This is a genomic window from Sphingobium sp. HDIP04 (assembly GCF_000445085.1).
Classification (GTDB): domain Bacteria; phylum Pseudomonadota; class Alphaproteobacteria; order Sphingomonadales; family Sphingomonadaceae; genus Sphingobium; species Sphingobium indicum.
This window is the reverse complement of the sequence record NZ_ATDO01000015.1, coordinates 1-13949: the sequence shown is the minus strand read 5'-3', so window position 1 is coordinate 13949 and position 13949 is coordinate 1. Positions and strand designations below refer to the sequence as shown.

11 protein-coding genes are annotated in these 13949 nt (G+C 59.4%); 9 read left to right on the top strand and 2 right to left on the bottom strand.

Annotated elements, in window-relative coordinates:
* Window positions 1-16: 16 nt before the first annotated feature.
* A complete protein-coding gene (locus L286_RS25420) occupies window positions 17-775 on the bottom strand; it encodes a TetR/AcrR family transcriptional regulator (RefSeq protein WP_020818097.1) in 759 nt (252 codons plus the stop codon).
* 459 nt (window positions 776-1234) lie between these two features.
* Between L286_RS25420 and L286_RS25415 the strand changes: the two genes are divergently transcribed.
* From L286_RS25415 to gorA, 8 genes are all read left to right on the top strand, one after another.
* Window positions 1235-2878 (top strand): AMP-binding protein, encoded by a 1644-nt coding sequence (locus tag L286_RS25415; RefSeq protein ID WP_007686272.1) that lies wholly within the window; start codon window positions 1235-1237, stop codon window positions 2876-2878.
* Entirely contained in the window at window positions 2875-3846 is a 972-nt protein-coding gene (locus tag L286_RS25410) for a thiamine pyrophosphate-dependent dehydrogenase E1 component subunit alpha (protein ID WP_021244803.1), read from the top strand. Before L286_RS25415 ends, L286_RS25410 begins: the two co-directional genes overlap by 4 nt.
* The gene (locus L286_RS25405; protein WP_020818090.1) at window positions 3839-4822 is read left to right on the top strand and encodes an alpha-ketoacid dehydrogenase subunit beta; all 984 of its coding nucleotides are present in this window, start codon (window positions 3839-3841) and stop codon (window positions 4820-4822) included. Before L286_RS25410 ends, L286_RS25405 begins: the two co-directional genes overlap by 8 nt.
* A complete protein-coding gene (locus tag L286_RS25400; RefSeq protein WP_007682525.1) occupies window positions 4819-5058 on the top strand; it encodes a lipoyl domain-containing protein in 240 nt (79 codons plus the stop codon). The genes L286_RS25405 and L286_RS25400 overlap by 4 nt, the downstream gene beginning before the upstream one ends.
* A 117-nt stretch (window positions 5059-5175) precedes the next feature.
* On the top strand, window positions 5176-7710 hold the full coding sequence (locus L286_RS25395) for a TonB-dependent receptor (protein ID WP_020818089.1): 2535 nt from the start codon (window positions 5176-5178) through the stop codon (window positions 7708-7710).
* 170 nt (window positions 7711-7880) lie between these two features.
* Window positions 7881-8822, top strand: coding sequence for an XdhC family protein (locus tag L286_RS25390; RefSeq protein ID WP_007682022.1), 942 nt, complete (start codon window positions 7881-7883; stop codon window positions 8820-8822).
* Window positions 8819-9811, top strand: a complete 993-nt coding sequence (locus L286_RS25385; protein ID WP_007682023.1) for a molybdopterin-binding protein — start codon at window positions 8819-8821, stop codon at window positions 9809-9811. Before L286_RS25390 ends, L286_RS25385 begins: the two co-directional genes overlap by 4 nt.
* 38 nt (window positions 9812-9849) lie before the next feature.
* Window positions 9850-11196, top strand: a complete 1347-nt coding sequence (gene gorA, locus L286_RS25380; protein WP_007682024.1) for a glutathione-disulfide reductase — start codon at window positions 9850-9852, stop codon at window positions 11194-11196.
* A 134-nt stretch (window positions 11197-11330) separates the two neighbouring features.
* On the opposite strand, the gene L286_RS25375 is transcribed toward gorA, so the two are convergent.
* Entirely contained in the window at window positions 11331-12569 is a 1239-nt protein-coding gene (locus L286_RS25375; RefSeq protein ID WP_007682027.1) for an acyl-CoA dehydrogenase family protein, read from the bottom strand.
* Between the two features lie 367 nt (window positions 12570-12936).
* Here L286_RS25375 and linX point away from each other — a divergent pair, with 367 nt between their 5' ends.
* Window positions 12937-13689 (top strand): 2,5-dichloro-2,5-cyclohexadiene-1,4-diol dehydrogenase LinX, encoded by a 753-nt coding sequence (gene linX, locus L286_RS25370; protein ID WP_007682029.1) that lies wholly within the window; start codon window positions 12937-12939, stop codon window positions 13687-13689.
* Window positions 13690-13949: the final 260 nt, after the last annotated feature.

Sequence of the window (13949 nt, the reverse complement as noted above, 5' to 3'; positions counted from 1 at the left end):
GGCGCAGAGCGACAGCCTACCTCTGACTGCCGCCAATCTTTGCAACAGAGCCTTTTTTGGTGGCCCTGGCCAGTCGTGGCTTGCGGACGCGGCGCTGGGGAGGAGCCACCAGCCCGGGATAAATGTTGACGACCCCATCCAGAAACAGAATAATTTCCATCTCTACCCAGGCATCGACGTTTTCAGGCGTGTCGACCCCATATATGAATTTCCGGACGCCGAGATAAAAGATGCGCGAATTGACGCCAAGCACGAGTTCGGATTCGTTCTGTGTGAGAGGCATCTCTTCAATCGTAGGCAGGCCAAGATCGTGACGAAATTCGGCGCAAACCGGCCTGACGAGATGTTCTTGCATGAAAGAATACCAGCGACCGTTTATGTCGGATCCCTTAAGACCTGCGAACATGAATAGGCGGACCCAGTCATAATTAAGCACTGTCTGGGCGAGCGCCTGGTATACATTTACCAGCCGCTCTCGCAACGGAACATTGCGGTTGCTGATTACAATTTCCCAGTATGGATTCCACCGGCCGATGAATACTTCCTGATACACGCGTTCAATCAGTGCGTTCTTGCTGGCAAAATAGCGAAATAACAAAGGGTGCGTGATGTTCAGCCGCTTCGCTAGCTCGCGTGTGTCACCACCAAACCCTACTTCCGCGAAGAATTGCACGGCGCCTTCCACGATAAGCCGCTCGCGTTCGGCGCGCGGCAACCGCGGAGTGTCGGTCTGCGTTTTCTTACGCGGGGTCGTCACCTCATTCCCTTCTTTCATAACCAAGCGCCTTGGCGCCGATGCCAATGGTCGTGAATGCTAAAAAATGACCGGCTGGTCAAGTGCATAGGCGGATGCTTCGCTCCAGCTGACGGCGGTGCGCGCTGAATACGCGCCGCCGCTGGAAGAGGTCCTTACTCTGTGAGTTGTTGCATGTGCGCTTGCAGCATTGTGGCCGGCGGGCAGGAGTTGGGAATTGGTCGTTACGTAGCTTCTTTTTGGCGATGTTTGTGGCGCATAGGGCTATTGACAAATGCCCAAACGGTAACCTAAAGTTTCAAACAGACGCAGAGACGATAAGCGCCGTGCAAGTTGGGGCCATCCGGCCGGAAATGCTGAACGGATGGATCGGATGCTGCCAGGGGCCTGCGTGAGCGGGTTGGCAGGCTAGTTTCCCATGTACGGAAGACGAATCGGGAAAGCTCGTGGTCGGTGTGTTTCGCGAGTGAGGGGATAGACGTGCGAAAGGACGTGAGCGGTTGGATCACCCGTCTGAACGACGCGATGATCGACAACTACACAGCTTCAGGCGCATGGCGGAATGAGTCGATCGCCGATATCGCTGCGCGTCTGGTGATCGAAAAGCCTGACATGCTCGCATTTATTGAGGGCGATCGCTCGCTTTATCTGGGTAATCTTGTTACCAAGGCAAGAAAGATTGCTGCGGTACTTGCCACGCGTGGCCTAGTTCCGGGCGATGTGGTAAGCTTCCAGCTTCCCAACTGGCTCGAAACCGCGGTAATCAACCTGGCTTGTTGTATCGGCGGCTTTGTCTGCAATCCCATCATCCCAATCTATCGCGAGGCGGAGGTCGGCTACATCCTGCGCGACGGCCGTGCTAAGATTCTGTTCGTGCCGACGAGCTTCCGTGGCTTCGATTATGTCAATATGGCGCGCGCGCTTCAGGCGGGCCTTCCCGATCTTGCCACCATCGTTACCGTCCGGGGTGAGGCGGAGGGCTGTCTTGGTTATGAGGAGCTTCTCGCTTCAAACGCGCCTGACGTGGCAAGCGGCCATCCCGATCCCAATGCCGTCAAGCTGCTGCTCTATACATCGGGCACGACAAGCCATCCCAAGGGCGTTCTGCACAGCCACAATAGCTTAATGGCCGAGCTCCTTGCCGCTCGGGACTATTGGGGCCTTGGTGCGAGCGATGTGGTGCTGATGCCCTCGCCGGTTACGCATATAACCGGCTATCTTTACGCGCTCGAAATGGGTTTCGTCACCGGCTGTGCCGCGGTGTTGATGGAGCGATGGGACGCCTCTGAGGCGGTCGAGCTGATCAAGCGGCACGGCGTAACGATGAGCGTTGGCGCAACTCCCTTCCTCAGGGAACTTACGGATACGGTCGTGTCGGCCGGGGCTCTGCTCCCCACGATGCGTTTGTTTATCTGCGGCGGGGCGCCGGTTGCGCCGGAACTTGTGCGCCGGGCGGCGCAGGCGATCCCGGGGTGCGCCATATCGCGCGCCTTCGGAAGCAGCGAGGCGCCAACGGTCACGCTGGGTGTCCGGGGCGTCGAAGAGCTTGAGCTTGGCGCGACCACGGACGGGCGCATCGTCAACAATGAAGTGCGGATCATCGACGAAGCGACGGGAGCGTTGCTGGGCGAGGGGGCGGAAGGAGAGATCCTTGTTCGCGGCCCGGAGGTGATGCTGGGCTATACCGATCAAGCGCTGACGGACGATGCGTTCGATCAGGACGGCTTCTTCCGCACGGGTGATCTCGGACGGATCGAATTTGGCGATTTCCTGGCGGTGAGCGGCCGTAAAAAGGATGTTATCGTGCGCGGGGGCGAGAATATCAGCCCTCAGGAAATCGAAGATGCGCTGCATCGCTATCCTGCAATCACCGACGTCGCAGTGGTGGCGATGCCGCATGAAAGGCTGGGTGAAGGGGTCTGCGCCTATGTGATTGCGGATGCGCCCGTTTCCGTCGCCGACATTGGCAGCTTCCTCGGGGAGCAAGGGCTAGCGCGACAGAAATGGCCGGAGCGCGTGGAGATGGTCGACGCGTTTCCGCGCACGGCTTCGGGCAAAGTCCAGAAGAATATCCTGCGTGATCGCCTGGTTGCGCAGGCTCAGCCCACGGAGGCGTCCTTATGAATGGTCCGGACCTTCAACGGTCATTACAGCTTTTTGAGCGCATGCTGCTTATCCGCAGGATGGAGGAGCGGCTTGGTGACCTCGGGAAAGCCGGCGAACTTCCTGGCAATGTGCATCTTTATATTGGCCAGGAAGCGGTGGCCACCGGCGTCTGCGCACATCTTGACGACAGCGACTGGGTTGCCAGCACTCATCGCGGGCACGGTCACTTCCTGGCGAAGGGCGGAGATCCGCGCGCTATGGCGGCGGAGCTCATGGGCAAAGAGACCGGCATTTGCCACGGCAAGGGCGGCTCGATGCATGTTGCCGACGTCTCGAAGGGCATATTGGGCGCCAACGGCATTGTCGGCGGTGGCGTAGGGCTCGCGGTCGGTGCGGCACTCGGCGCGCAGCTTGACGGCGAGGGCCGGGTTGCCGTGGTGTTTTTCGGTGACGGTGCGTCCAGCCAGGGCGTCATTTCCGAGGCGCTGAACATCGCCGCCCTGTGGAAGCTTCCACTGTTGCTGGTCTGCGAGAATAACGGATTTTCTCAATTCTCCCCTTATGAGACGGTGAACGCTGGCGATATCTGGCGCCGCGCCGAACCGTTTGGCATGCCCGGCGCGCTGGTCGACGGCAATGACGTCCACGCCGTATGGCGGGTCGTTGGCGAGGCGGTTGCGCGGGCGCGCTCAGGCGAAGGGGCCACGCTCATCGAGGCTCGTACCTATCGCTGGCGGACTCATGTCGAATCCGAAGAAAGCTTCCTTGCAGCGCCTTATCGCACCCAGGAAGAAGTCGAGAGCTGGAAGCAGCGCGATCCGATTAGCCGGCTGGAAGAATTTCTCGTCTCCGAGGATCTGGAAAAGGACGTGGCCGCTATCCGGGCCAGGGTCGAGGGCGTTACCGAAAGCGCCATCACCGATGCTTTGAATGATCCTCTTCCCCCTGTCTCCCGTGCTTTTGAGGATATGTTCGCCAATGGCTAAGCGGCGCCTCATCCATGCTGTCAACGAAGCGCTTCATGAAGAAATGGAGCGCGACGATCGTGTGATCCTCTATGGCGAGGATGTCAGGATCGGCTTGTTCGGCGATACACGCGGCCTCTTCGACAAGTTCGGGGGCAAGCGGGTGATCAACACGCCAATCTCCGAGGTTGTCATGACCGGTATGGCGGTTGGGATGGCAGCGGCCGGCTATCGCCCGATCTGCCACATGATGTATGGCAACTTCCTTTATACCGGCTTTGACTCCATCGCGAACCAGGCCGCCAAGCTTCGCTATATGACGGCGGGCCAGCTCAAGCTGCCGCTCGTTTACCTGGCATCTACAGGTGCCGGCCGCTCATCTGGCGCCCAGCATTCCGATGCACCCTATCCAGGCGTTATGAACCTTGGCGGCATCAAGGTCGTGATCCCCAGCACGCCAGCCGACGCCAAGGGTTTGATGAAGGCCAGCATCCGTGAGGATAATCCGGTCCTCTTCCTGCTGCCCACCCGCCGCGGCGGCGAGCAAGGAGAAGTGCCCGATGGCGATCATGTCGTGCCGCTCGGCAAGGGATCGGTGAAGCGCGAGGGTCGCGATGTCACGGTGGTCGCGATCGGTGTGATGGTGCGTCATGCAATGCGCGCAGCGGCGACATTGTCCGAAGAGGGGATCGAGGTCGAAGTTGTCGATCCGATGACGCTCTTCCCGCTCGATAAGGAGCTGATCCTGGCCTCGGTTCGCAAGACCGGGCGCCTAGTAATCCTCGATGAGGCGCGTGCTACATGCAGCGCCGCAAGTGAAATTGCCGCTATCGTCGCCGAACAGGGTTTTGCTTCGTTGCGTGGTCCCGTGCGCCGGGACACCGTGCAGGATGTGGCGATCCCGTTCGCGCCCCATCTCGAAAATGCGGTGATCCCTGATGAGGCTATGGTTGAGGCTGCGATCCGCGCGGCTGTACGCGATGGAGACGTTGCATGAAGATGTCGCTTAAGTTGCCGATGTTTGGCATGAACATGGAAGAAGGCACGATCGCTCGCTGGCACGTACAGCTGGGCGCAGACTTTGCTCTCGGTGACATCCTTTATGAGGTGGAAACCGAAAAGGTGACGTCCGAGGTGGAAGCCCCGTGCGATGGAACTCTCATTGAAATATTGGTTTCTGAAGGTGATGATGCTGCTGTTGGAGCGGCAGTCTGCCGAATAGAAACGAAATAATTGTCCTGACACCGGAGTGAAGTGGGCAGGAGACACGGATAGTTTTTCAACGCGACCGAAGAAAAAATGTTTAAGAGCGCGAAACGATACTTCGGTCATATCTAGGGAGGGATGGTTATGATTGTCAGACCAGAAAGCACAACGAAACGGCACGGCATTAACTTATACGCATCGGGCGTCGCGCTTCTTTGCTTCTGTTCGCCCGCATTCGCCCAGAGCGAGGCTCCGGCGGAGCAGCCTGCTGCCCAATCCGCAGCCGCCGAAGCGCCGCAGAGTGAAAGTCTGGGTGCCGGCGAGATCATCGTCACCGCCAGCAAGCGCGCTGAATCGATCAACAAGGTCGGCCTCACGATTGCGGCGGTCAGTGGCGATCAGCTCGTCAAGCAGGGTATCAGCAGCGTCCAGGATTTGACCAAGGCCGTCCCGGGTCTGACCTATGCGCGGTCGGCATTCGGCACCCCGGTGTTCACGCTGCGTGGCGTCGGCTATTTCGATACCGCTCTGGCGGCATCGCCTGCGGTTAGCGTTTATGTCGACCAGGCGCCTCTCAGCTTCTCCGCGCTGCCCGGCATCGGGGTCGGTTTGGACATGGAGCGTGTTGAGGTACTGAAAGGTCCGCAGGGCATTCTGTTCGGCCAGAATTCCACCGGCGGCGCGATCAACTACATCGCCAACAAGCCGACCGACACTCTGACGAGCGGGTTCAGCCTTGGCTATGGACGATTTAGCACGGTTGAAGGCGAAGCTTTCATCAGTGGACCTGTGACCGACACGCTCAATATACGGCTCGCTGGCCGCAGCACTTATGCGGGATCGTGGCAGAAAAATTACTTCTCTCGTCCAGGTGACGAGTTCGGGAAGCGGCGGGAATTCGCTGGCCGTATCACTCTAGACTGGAAGCCCACCGATAGACTCAGTTTCATGGCCAGCCTGAGTGGTTGGCATGACGGCAGCGAGCCGCAGATCGGGCAGTACATCTTCCTGCGTCCTGCCACGGCGGGGCAGGAGCAATTTTTGAGCCCTCAGCTTTATAATTTCGAAACGGGTACATTGGTGACGCCATATGCGCCGCGCAAGGCGCGCGCCGCCGATTGGTCCGCGGATGCTGAACCTTTCCGTGACGACAGAATGTATAATGCCGCGCTGCGTACCGACTATGACGTGACCGATAATCTGACCCTGACCTCGATCACTTCTTATTCGGACTATAAGCGTAATAGCCGGGCGGCGGATGACGGCACTGCGGTGCAAGACTATGATTATGTCGCCAACGACGGATATATTCGTGACTTCAACCAGGAATTGCGCCTGTCGAACGACGCCGCATCGCGCATGCGGGTCACCGTCGGTGCTAATTATCAGCACAGCAAAGTCTATGAGCTAAGCAAGGCTTCCTATGGAGATAGCATCGTCTCGAATTTCTCTCAGATAGACGGGACGAGCACTTTGCTGCCGGTGCCATTTTCCAGAGGATCGGATTTCAGCCGGCAGACGATCGAAAATTATGCGTTCTTTGGAAACGTCGATTTCGATGTGACAGACACCATCACGGTGAAGGGTGGCCTTCGCTATACGAACAGCAAGCGCCATTTCGTCGGCTGTACCTTTGATAATAATTTCGACCCGATACATGGCGACGACGCCCAGCGCAGGCTGTTCGACATTCTCCACACGTTCGCCAGATCCCTGGTGGGCCTGGGAGCATCGACCCCCCTGCAGCCGGGTGACTGCACCAGTGCGATCGACCCGCTGACGGATGCCAACGGCAATCCACTTATCGGTGTAGAGAATGGGCAACGGCCGGATGCCTTTGAGAGCATCCTCGGCGATACCAACCTCAATGAGGATAATCTGTCCTGGAAGGTTGGCGTCGACTTCAAGCCGGTGGCTGGTTCGCTATTTTACGCGAACGTGACCAAGGGCTATAAGGCAGGCAGCTTCCCAACGATTGGGGCGGCGACTGTCAGTCAATATCGTCCGGTCGTTCAGGAATCGGTCATTGCCTACGAAGCGGGTTTCAAGCAGGAGCTGTTCGACCGCTCGGTGCTGCTCACCGGTGCTGGCTTCTACTATGACTACCGCAACAAGCAGCTGAGGGGCTTCTTCGATCAGCCGCCTTTCGGCACCGTGTTCGCACTCGACAACGTGCCTAAGTCCACCGTCAAGGGCGGTGAGCTGGCCATCGTATGGCGGCCGGTCGATGGCCTCAACCTCAGTGGCGCGGTGACCTATGTCGACGCGAAGATCAAAAAATACTCCGGTCTGAATTCCGACGGGGTATTTACTGACTTTGCCGGCGACCGGGTGCCATTCGCTCCGAAATGGAATGCGAGTGCAAACGCCGACTATACCGTTCCGCTTGGCGCCAGCCTGGCAGTGAATTTGGGTGCCAGCCTGACCTATAACAGCAGCACGCAGGCTGCGATCGGTCATGATGCGGTGACGAAGGCGGTAACCTACATCAAGCCGTTTACCACCGTTGATGCTCGCATTGCACTTCAGGATGCGGACAATGCATGGCAGGTCCAGTTCTGGGTGAAGAATCTGACCAACGAATATTACTGGAACAACGTAGCGTTCCTGTACGATACGGCGGTTCGGTATGCGGCCATGCCACGCACCTACGGAGTAAAGACCAGCTTCCGTTTCTAAAGCTGATCGGAGGATCTTGGGTTGGTCTGTCGAGATTGGCCTGGGATCTCCCCTCCTCTGCCGGCATGAAGCCGGTGGTGCATTGAATGGATACGGCCGGAGCATCCGATTTTTCGGACGCTCCGGCCGTAATCCTTTAAGTTCAGCATTTTTTGGATCAGAATGGGATCATGGCTGAGGCAGCGGATGACCTGGATGTCGTGATAGATGCCGCGGCGCTATGGCTTGCGGCGGGCCGTCATGTCGCGCTTGCCACAGTGATCGAGACCTGGGGGTCGGCGCCTCGGCGGGCGGGATCCCATCTGGTGATCCGCGACGACGGAATTTTCGAAGGCTCCGTCAGCGGCGGTTGTGTCGAAGGCGACGTCATCGTTCAGGCTCTCGAATTGATTGCGGCAGGGGGCGGCTTTCGTCGCCTGGATTATGGCGTGGCTGACGCGCAGGCCTGGGAGGTGGGACTTGCTTGCGGCGGCCGAATCTCCATCCTGTTACAGACCGTCGATGGGGCACATTTTCCGCCTGCGCTGATCGAGCGTATCGTTGATGCACGGGCGCAGGGTTTGCCGCTGGGTCTGGCGACGGATCTGACAAGCGGTGCGACCCGCGAGAATGCGGCCCCTCTGAAGGAATGGTTCTTCAATCTCTATCCTCCGCGCCGTCGTCTCGCGATCGTGGGGGCGGTTCATATCGCCCAGCTGCTCGTCCCGATGGCGCGCCTTGCGGGCTATGAGACAACCGTTATCGATCCGCGCGGCATGTTCGCGGCGGCTGCCCGATTTGATCAACCTGTAGACGAGAATTGGCCCGACGAAGCGCTTGATCGTTGGCGCCCGGACGGCGGCTCCGCGGTAGTCAGTTTGACGCATGATCCAAAGCTTGATGATCCGGCGCTGGCGCGCGCTCTGAACTCGCCGGCCTTCTATATCGGCGCATTGGGATCACGAAAAACACATGCTGCCCGGCTCGAGCGGCTCGGCGCCGCCGGCTTCACGGATAAGGAGCTCGCCCGCATCCATGGGCCGGCAGGGCTCCCAATCGGTGCGGCGGGACCAGCCGAGATCGCCGTTTCCATCCTGGCCGAGATGACGACAGTCTTGCGGAGCTCGAAGTGAGGTTTGGACGGGTATCGCTGGAAGAGGCCGAGGGTGCGATCCTGGCCCATAGCCTCTCGATTCCGGGACGCCGCTTGCCAAAAGGGCGCGTGCTCGATTGCGATGATCTGGCGGCGGTCCGGCATGCGGGATTGGAAGCGCTCACCGTTGCTCGGCTCGATACGGACGATATTGGTGAAAATGATGTCGCGATGGCGATTGCGCAGAGGCTGGCCGGAGATCATGTCCGCGCCGAACCTCCCGTCCATGGGCGGGCTGATCTGATCGCCGAGACGAACGGCCTTCTCGTTTATGCACCCGACGGCATAGGCAAGCTCAATCGGGCAACGGAGGCGATCACATTCGCCGCCGTCGCGCCGATGACGCCGGTGCGCGCGGGCGACGTGGTAGGCACCGTCAAGATAATTCCCTATGCGGTGCCCCGAGCCGAACTTGTCTCAGCGGGGCAAGTCGCGGATGGTTGCAAGGTCCGTATAGCTGCATTCGGGCCCCTCTCGGTCAATCTCGTGCAAACCAGTCTAGGCAGCGTAAGCCTCAAGCTTCTCGCCAAGACCGAAACCGTTATAAGGCAGCGAGTCGAGAGGCTTGGCGGACATTTGAATCATGTGTGGATCTGCGATCATGATGAAGCGGCTCTAACCAATTTGCTCGCGGACTCTTCGGAGGCGGATCTTGTGCTGATCATGGCGGCATCGGCGACGGCCGACCGCGAAGATGTGGTCCCCGCGGCCATTCGACAAGCGGGCGGGCGCGTGGAGCGGGTGGGAATGCCGGTCGATCCCGGCAATCTCCTGTGCCTCGGTTGGTTGCGCAGGCGGGCTGTCATTGGGTTGCCGGGTTGTGCACGTAGCCCCCTGCGTAATGGAGTTGATCTGATATTGGAGCGGCTCTTCGCTGGGTTCGGCGTGGATAGCGATGTGATCGCCGGCATGGGAGTCGGCGGTCTGCTCGGGGATGGAGGCGGACGACTCGATGCGCGCGCCCTCTAGCTGTAGAAAAACAACACTTACTTGGTTGGGATTATTGGATGTTGACCTACGACTATGATCTGTTCGTCATTGGGGCGGGCTCGGGCGGAGTGCGCGCGGCGCGGGTTTCGGCAGCCTATGGCGCGCGGGTGGCGGTCGCCGAGGAGCATCGGGTGGGCGGCACCTGCGTGATCCGGGGCTGCGTGCCCAAGAAGCTGCTCGTCTATGGCTCGCATTTCGCCGAGGATCTGCAGGATGCACGGCGCTTTGGCTGGAAGGTGCCCGATTGCGAATTTGACTGGTCGGCGCTGCGCGACAATGTGCTCGCCGAGGTCTCGCGGCTCGAAGGTCTCTACACCGAGACGCTCGGCAACAATAAGGTCGAGATCATCCGCGAGCGGGCGACCGTCGCCGGGCCGCATGAGGTGCTGCTCGGCTCGGGCCAGACGATCACCGCCGGCAAAATCCTGATCGCAACCGGCGCTTGGCCGATCGTACCCCATTTTCCGGGGGCCGAGCATGGCATCACCTCGAATGAAGTGTTCCATCTCGATACCTTCCCCAAGCGCGTGGTGATCGCAGGGGCGGGCTATATCGCCAATGAATTTGCCGGCATCTTCCACCAGTTTGGTGCGCATGTGACGCTGGTCAACCGCACCGACGTGATCCTGCGCGGCTATGACGAGCAGATCCGCGACCGGCTGCTCCAGATCTCGATGACCAAGGGGATCGAGTTCAAATTCCACGTCGCCTTCGAGAAGGTCGACAAGCAACCGGACGGCTCGCTGCTGGTGCACATGACCGGCCATGAGCCGATCCCGGCCGACATGCTGCTATTCGCCACCGGCCGACGCCCGCATACCGAAAATCTCGGGCTGGAGACGGCCGACGTCGCACTCGACGCCAAGGGCGCGATCAAGGTGGACGACGACAACCGCTCGAGCTGCGCCAGCATCTATGCGGTGGGCGACGTCACCAACCGGGTGCAGCTGACGCCGGTCGCGATCCGCGAGGGCCAGGCCTTTGCCGACACTGTGTTCGGCAATAATCCCCGCCGGGTCGATTATGGCTGCATCCCGTCCGCCGTATTCAGCCATCCGCCGATGGCGGGCGTGGGCATGACCGAGGCCGAGGCGCGCAACAAGCTCGGTGAGGTCAAGGTCTACACCTCCGACTTCCGGGCGATGAAGAATGTGCTCGCCGACCGCCACGAGCGCGCGCTCTACAAGCTGGTCGTCCATCCTGAGACCGACGTGGTGGTCGGCATCCACATGATCGGCCCCGACGCGCCTGAAATCCTGCAGGCCGCCGCGATCGCGGTGAAGGCGAGGCTCACCAAGGCCCAGTTCGACGATACCGTAGCACTGCATCCCTCTATGGCCGAGGAACTGGTGCTGATGCGGTAGGGCTTGGGTTGCCAGCTACCGACGTATGCGCCTGGGCGCTGCGTCGGTCATGCGCTTGGCCTGCCGTTCGCCTGAACGCGACCGGCAGGCCGTTAGCTGGTCATTGCGACCGAATAACAGGGTCGGCAATTCAACTATTGACGATAGCGGCGCATTTCGAGGCGAGCGATCGCGCGGTTGTGAACCTCATCCGGCCCATCCACCAGGCGCATTGTGCGGAGATGTGCATAGGCGCGCGCAAGGCCGAAGTCGTCGGCGACGCCCGCGCCGCCATGCGCCTGGATCGCATCGTCGGCGATCTTCAACGCCATATGCGGCCCCGCCACCTTGATCATCGCGATTTCCGCTTGTGCTGCCTTGGCCCCAAGCTTGTCCATCACGTCGGCGGCCTTGAGGCATAGGAGGCGGGTCATTTCAAGTGACGTCCGTGCTTCGGCGATCCGCTGCTCCCAGATGGAATGCTCTGCTAGGCGTTTCCCAAAGGCAGTGCGCGAAAGGAGCCGCTCCACCATTTTCTTCAAGATTTCCTCGGCCAAGCCAATCGTGCGCATACAGTGATGGATTCGGCCTGGCCCCAATCGCCCCTGAGCAATTTCAAAGCCGCGCCCCTCGCCGAGCAGCATATTCTCGACCGGAACGCGAACATCCTTCAGCTCGACTTCGCCATGACCATGAGGCGCATCGTCATAGCCAAACACAGGAAGCATTCGCAGAACCTTAACCCCCGGCGTGTCGAGCGGCAGGAGGATCATGCTCTGCTGAGCATGGCGCGGGGCATCAGGATCGGTCTTTCCCATGAGAATGCCGACCGAGCATCGAGGATCGCCTATGCCCGAAGACCACCATTTGCGGCCGTTGATCACATAATGGTCGCCGTCACAAACGATGGAGGTTTCGATATTGGTGGCGTCAGAGGATGCGACTCGCGGCTCGGTCATCAGAAAGACCGAGCGAATCTTCCCCTCCATCAGCGGCCGGAGCCAGCGCTCCTTATGCTCGCGAGTTCCATAGCGGTGCAGGACCTCCATGTTGCCGGTATCGGGCGCGGAGCAGTTGAACACCTCGGACGCCCATTCGATGCGGCCCATCTCTTCCGCGCAGGAGGCATATTCCAGATTGGTAAGGCCCGGAGCGACGAACTCGAAGCTGCTGTCGACGGGATTGTGGCCGGCCAGCGGCGGCATGAAAAGATTCCATATGCCGTCCGCTTTCGCGCGCTCCTTCAATTCCTCGATTATCGGCAGAGTCTTCCACCGCTCTCCACTAGCCTGCTGCGCGGCATAGGTCTCATCATGGGGCCGAACCACATCGTTCATGAAATTACGGACCCGATCACGCCACATGGTTTCCGCGGGCGACATCGTGAAATTCATATTGCAGTCCTTATCTGGCCCATGGGCATGATGACCACATGGTAATTATCATTAACCCCTGCATGATCCAAGCGATTCGATAAAAGGAGGGCATGCGCCATCTGCGTAGGCTTTTTCACTTCGAGTCGGAGATTGCAGGCCGCGAACGCTGTAAAGGAAGCCATTGTAGAACATAGAGTATGAACCAGCGCCTTTCGCCCCGGCTGGACAAGAGGGCATTTCGTCCTCTCGCAAAGCAGGCTTGTAACCATGTGGTAAGTATGCTCTGATCTTTCAGGCTGGTGCCAGGCACATGGGGCCACTGGCGATGTGGTCAAGGCTGAAGCGAAGTCAATTCGCGCAGTTGAGCATTTTCGGAGGATGAAGAATGGCTAACAGACTCGCAGGCAAGGTTGCGCTCATCACGGGTGGAGCGAGCGGGCTCGGCGCCGCTCAGGCGAAGCGTTTCGCGGAAGAAGGCGCCAAGGTCGTAATCGGCGACCTCAATGAAGAGATGGCCAAGGGCGTCGTAGCCGAAATCAGGGCTGCTGGTGGCGATGCGCTCTTCATTCGGTTGGATGTTACCGATGCGGCGAGCTGGAATAATGCGATTGCCGCTGCCGTCGAGGCTTTTGGCGGGCTTACGACTCTATCCAACACTGCCGGTATCATTCATCCTGGCGGCTTCGAGGAGGAGAGCATTGAAGGCTGGAACAAGATGGTGGCGGTCAATCAGACTGCTATCTTCCTCGGAATCAAGGCGGCAATCCCCGAGCTGGTGAAGTCGGGCAATGGCTCGATCATCAACATCAGTTCGTTGATCGGCATGTTTCCCACCGCCGGCAATGCCAGCTACTGTGCCACCAAAGCGGCCGTGCGCATCATGAGCAAGGCGGCGGCGCTGGAGTTTGTGGACCGCGGCGTTCGGGTGAATACGATCGTGCCCGGCGGAATGAACACGCCGATCACGGCGAATGTCCCCCCTGACGTGCTGAAGCAGCAGACAAGCCAGATCCCCATGGGAAAGCTCGGTGACCCGATCGACATTGCCAACGGCGCGCTTTTTCTGGCCTCTGACGAGGCGAAATATATTACTGGCGTGGATCTGCCGATTGACGGAGGCTGGTCCGTGGGTGTTTGAACTCATTGATATTATTTGTGAAAACACAGCATTAGAAAGTGAAAGCGCGCGGCTGCGTGCCGCGCGCAAAGGGGCAGCATTAGCGGGCCAGGGGACTTGGACATTTAGTCTCACTTTTCGGTCCGGTTCCTCAGAATCCAGCTTGACTACCAACTGGTAATTGTGCTTGGATCAAGGTCCGGTGATCGGCCCAGTTGTTGTGCATCGGAAAAAAGAACCCTCAGCGACGCGGGTCTGAATTGCGCGCTCAAGCTATTTAG